The organism is Streptomyces hilarionis, from assembly GCF_024539675.1.
Classification (GTDB): domain Bacteria; phylum Actinomycetota; class Actinomycetes; order Streptomycetales; family Streptomycetaceae; genus Streptomyces; species Streptomyces hilarionis.
On the sequence record NZ_JAHHIT010000015.1, the window covers coordinates 12,091 to 16,422 of the forward strand.

Below are 4,332 nucleotides of genomic sequence, written 5' to 3' on the forward strand. Positions count from 1 at the left end.
CGGCGCGAGGCCGACGGGACGGGTCCCGGGTGGGCGGTCAGGGCAGGGCTCGTGTCCGGTGCGGGCCCGGCGGCCGGCCGCCGGGCGGTCGGCGTCCGGCCCGCGCGAGCCGCGCCGGTCAGGCGGTGGTGCAGGCGGTGCCGTTCAGGCTGAACGCGGTCGGCTTGACGAAGCTGCCGCTGTAGGAGCCCTGGAACCCGAAGGAGACCTGGCCGCCCGGTGCGATGTACGCGTTGTGCGCCGCGTTCGTGGCCGTCACCGAGCCCGACGACGACGGGACGGAGGCGTTCCACGCGTTGGTGATCCGTTGTCCGCCGGGCAGCGCGAACGCGAGATTCCAGCCGTTGACCGGGGAGGATCCCGTGTTGGTCACGGTGACGTCGGCGGTGAAGCCTCCCGGCCACACGCTCGTGCCGTAGGCCACCTTGCACGCCGCGGGACCGCCCGGGTCGCCGGGCGTGCCGCCGCCGAGGTTCACGCTGGAGGAGAAGGAGGTCACCGCCAGCCCGGCGCCGTTCTGCCACGGCTCGAAGCCCGCCTGAATGCTCGTCAGGTACCAGTCGTTGCGGGCGAGTCCGCGCGAGACGGCGTTGCGGGCGAAGTCCATGACGTCGAAGCTCCAGCTGTCCATCGTCGACGGCGCCACGAAGGACAGGACGTCGTTGGTGCCGTTGTTGCCGGACCACACCTGCCACTGGCGTCCCGCGACGGTGGCGGAACCGACCGGTGAGCCCACCGGTTGCACCGACCCCACGCGGTTGAACCAGATCATGATCTCGGTGCGGTTCACGCCGTCGGTGCGGGGCGTCGGGTCCAGCCAGATGTCGTAGGCGGCGTCGTAGACCGCACCGCTCACGTAGCTGTAGGAGATGCTCGTGGGAGCGCTGGAGATGGTGTTGAGCCGGGCCGGGAGGTTCGTGCCGGGCGAACAGTTCGTGTAGTGGCAGCCGTTGAACACCGACGGGTAGGACTTCGGGGCGCCGTTCGTGGGGACGGAGCCGTCGGCCTGGGCGATCCTGAAGCCCGAGTCCGTGACGGTGATGCACTGGGTGGCGCTCGTGCCCCAGCGGTTGTTCTGGACGACGTAACGGCCCTGGATCGTGGTGGAGCCGAACTCCTCGCAGATCGTCGTGTCGGCGTGCGACGCCGAGGCGCCGGTGAGAAGAGCGGCCAGCGCGACGAGCGAGGTGAGCAGCGCGCCGAACAGGGCGCGCACCCTGCGGCCTTGGAGCGGTGACGGTTGCATGCGGGTCCTCCGCGACGGGGGTGGGGGGTCAGGGGCGCACCGTCCAGAATTGGGAGCGCTCCCATTCCGTTCTCCGCTGGGACTGTAGGAGAGGATCATGCCCCTGACAAGATGATGGACGTCGGTGCTCGAGCGGCGGGAGAAGGCTGTGCACCGGGCGACCCCCACGTGGGGGAGCCGCCCGGTGGGTGACCCCGTCTCCCGACGACGGGGTCGCGTACCCGGAGCCTCAGTGGCGGGGACTATTCGAGAAGCTCCGCGTACGAGCCCATGGCCAGGGCGATGTCTGCCTGGGCCCAGAAGCGGTGGTAGGTGAAGACGGGGGCTGCGCCGCCTTGGAGGTAGGTCTGGATCTTGGACCAGGCGGGGTCGTTCTTGTAGAAGGAGCGCAGGGAGGCGAAGGTGGAGGTGGCGTTGATGGCGTCGCCGTTGGGCATGGTGCCGGTGAAGGTGGTGGGGATGGAGACGGGGTCGTTGAAGCGGTTGTAGTCGGTGCGGGTTTCGGGGACGGCGATGCCCAGGGCGTCCTGGTTGTGGGTCCACATGCCGTCGAGGAGGGCTTTGGCGGTGGTTTTGGCCTGGGTGTTGCCGGATTTGGCGGCGTAGTAGGTGAGGGTTTTGGCGTAGGCGGCGGCGACGCCGACGTCGTCGGTGTAGTCGGCGACGGTGACGTGCAGGTTGGTGTTGGCGCCGGGGGTGGTGGCGTTCCAGGTGTCGGGCTGGCCGGACCATTGCAGGGTGGAGGGGATGCGGAAGGTGCCGTCGGGGTTGATCGTGGTCTTGGACAGGGCCCAGGTGACCCATTTGTCCAGGACGGTCTTGGCGGCGGTGTTCCCGGTCTGCTGGTAGTACTCGGCGACGCGTTCCATGGACCAGGCCTGGAAGCCGAACCACTGGTTGGAGGGCGGGTCGTGGTAGACGGGCTGGGGGTCGTAGTACATGCCGTAGAAGGTGGAGGTGCCGGTGGGGGGAGTGGCGTAGCGGCCGGCCCAGCTGTTGGTGGCTCCGCCGGCGATGGCGCCTTCGCTGGATTGCAGCCAGCGGTAGAACTCCAGCTGGCGGCCGAGGGACTTGGCCCAGTCGGCCTGTCCGGTGGCGGACTTGGGTTTGAGGTCGGCGTTGTTGCTCAGGGCGTAGGCGGCGAGGGGGTTTTGGTAGCCGCCGTGGGTGTGGCTGGAGCCGATGCGCCAGGCCCAGCCGGCGCTGGTGTCGGTGGCGCCGCCCCAGGCGTAGTACCAGGACAGCAGGTAGTGGGAGGCGTCCTTGCCGGTGCCGGCCGGGCAGGTGGTGGGTCCGACGCAGGTGCCGACCTTCTTGAAGTACTTGTCGTACATGGCGTAGCGCAGGTAGTCGCCCATTTTGGCGGCCTTGCCGACGGTGGTGGAGACGTCGGCGCCCTTGCCCTGCGCCTTGGCCCAGGTGTCGGCCCAGTAGGCGGCCTGCACGGCGCGGGCGTCGGCGTCGGGGGCGTCGGTGAACTTCCACTGCTTGGCGTAGGAGGAGTCGCCGGTGAACAGGTCGAGGTAGCCGTTCTTGCCGCCGTACTTGAAGGCGTCGCAGGTGGGCTGGGGCACGGTCTCCCACACTGATTCCTGCGCGCCGCGCTGGAAGGTGTTGATGTAGGAGGGTCCGGTGTCGGCGGGGCCGGCTTCGCACTTGCCGGGGGAGTTGCCGTAGCCGTAGGTGTTGTCGACGTCTTGCAGCCAGTGCATGCCGTAGACGTCGTCGGTGCCGTAGGCGCTCTTCAGCTCGCCCGCGAGGGGGTCGGATCCGACGGAGACGCCGGTGTCGAGCCGGGCGGGGTATTCGCCCGGGGTGTCCAGTTCGGGGGCGTAGGTGGCGGGTTTGGAAGCGTTGTAGAAGGAGTTGGTGGGCTGGTCGGCGTGGGTGGGGATCATGTACTTCTCCATGATGTCCCAGGCGCCGTTGAACTTGGTCCAGTCACCGGTGATCTTGCCGTACATCGCCTGGAGCCACAGCAGGTAGCTGTAGGCCTCGGAGGTGGTCTCGTGGCCCTGGTCCGGGGCCTCCACGATGAGGGTCTCCACCGAGTGGTAGGGGATGCCCTCGGGGGAGAAGTAGCCGTTCGCCGGGTTCGTGATCTTCCCGTACAAGTCCAGGAACCGGGCGTCGTAGGCCTTCGTCGCTCCCAGCTGTGTCACCGTGACCGACGCCTTCGCATGCCCGGCGGCCGTCGACTCGAACGTCGCCGCCCCGGTGCCCGAGGCGTCGGCGGTGACGGTCACGTTCTGCGCGGTGTTCCAGTTCGACGGCGTGAACGTCAAACTCGCCCCACCCGACACGGTGAGACCGGTGTTGCCCGAGGACCGGGCCGTCGTCACCGTCACGTTCGCGCTCGGCTGCTTCGACAGTTTCACCGCGTAGGTGCCCGACTTGCCCTGCTGGACACCCAGCTGGGTCGGCGAGGCGACCACGGCCGGCCCGGAGACCACCGTGATGCCGACCGGCGTCGACGACGCCGACGCACCCAGACTGTCATAGGCCTTCGCGACCAGCGAGTGACCGCCCACGGCCAGGGCGGAGACAGACAGGGCAAACGGCGCACTCGTGTCCGTGCCCAGCAGCGTCGTGTCGTCGTAGAACTCCACCTTGCTGATCGTCGCGTTGTCCGCGGCCGCCGCGGTCGCCGCGAGCGGCACCGCGTCGCCCTGCGTGAAGACGGCGCCCGCGGCGGGACTGGTCAACACCGTCACCGGCGGCTGATGCGCGCCCACACACACCGTGCCGTTCACCGCGAACGAGGCGGGAGCCGCGTTCGCCCCGCTGTAGGTGAACTGCGCCCCCGTGCTGACCGCCGCACCCGCGGCGATCGTCGCGTTGTAGGAGGCGTTGCTCACCGTGACCTGCTGACCCGACTGCGACCAGCTGCCGTTCCAGCCGTTGGACAGCTTCTGGTTGCCCGCGTAGGCATACGTCAGCGTCCACCCGTTGATCGCGTCCGTACCGCGGTTGGTCACCGTCAGCTCCGCGGTGAAACCCGAACCCCAGTCATTGGTCTTGTAGTCCACATTGCACTGAACACCCGCCGCCTGCGCGGGAGTCGTACCGGTACTCAGCATGGCGAG

General features: G+C 68.8%; 2 protein-coding genes. Both read right to left on the reverse strand.

The genetic code is table 11. The features are described from left to right. Positions 1-118: 118 nt before the first annotated feature. Entirely contained in the window at positions 119-1,246 is a 1,128-nt protein-coding gene (locus KMS84_RS04445) for a glycoside hydrolase family 12 protein (protein ID WP_256914693.1), read from the reverse strand. A gap of 242 nt (positions 1,247-1,488) precedes the next feature. After that, the coding region (locus KMS84_RS04450; RefSeq protein ID WP_438818896.1) for a glycoside hydrolase family 48 protein at positions 1,489-4,332 on the reverse strand (2,844 nt) is incomplete at its 5' end.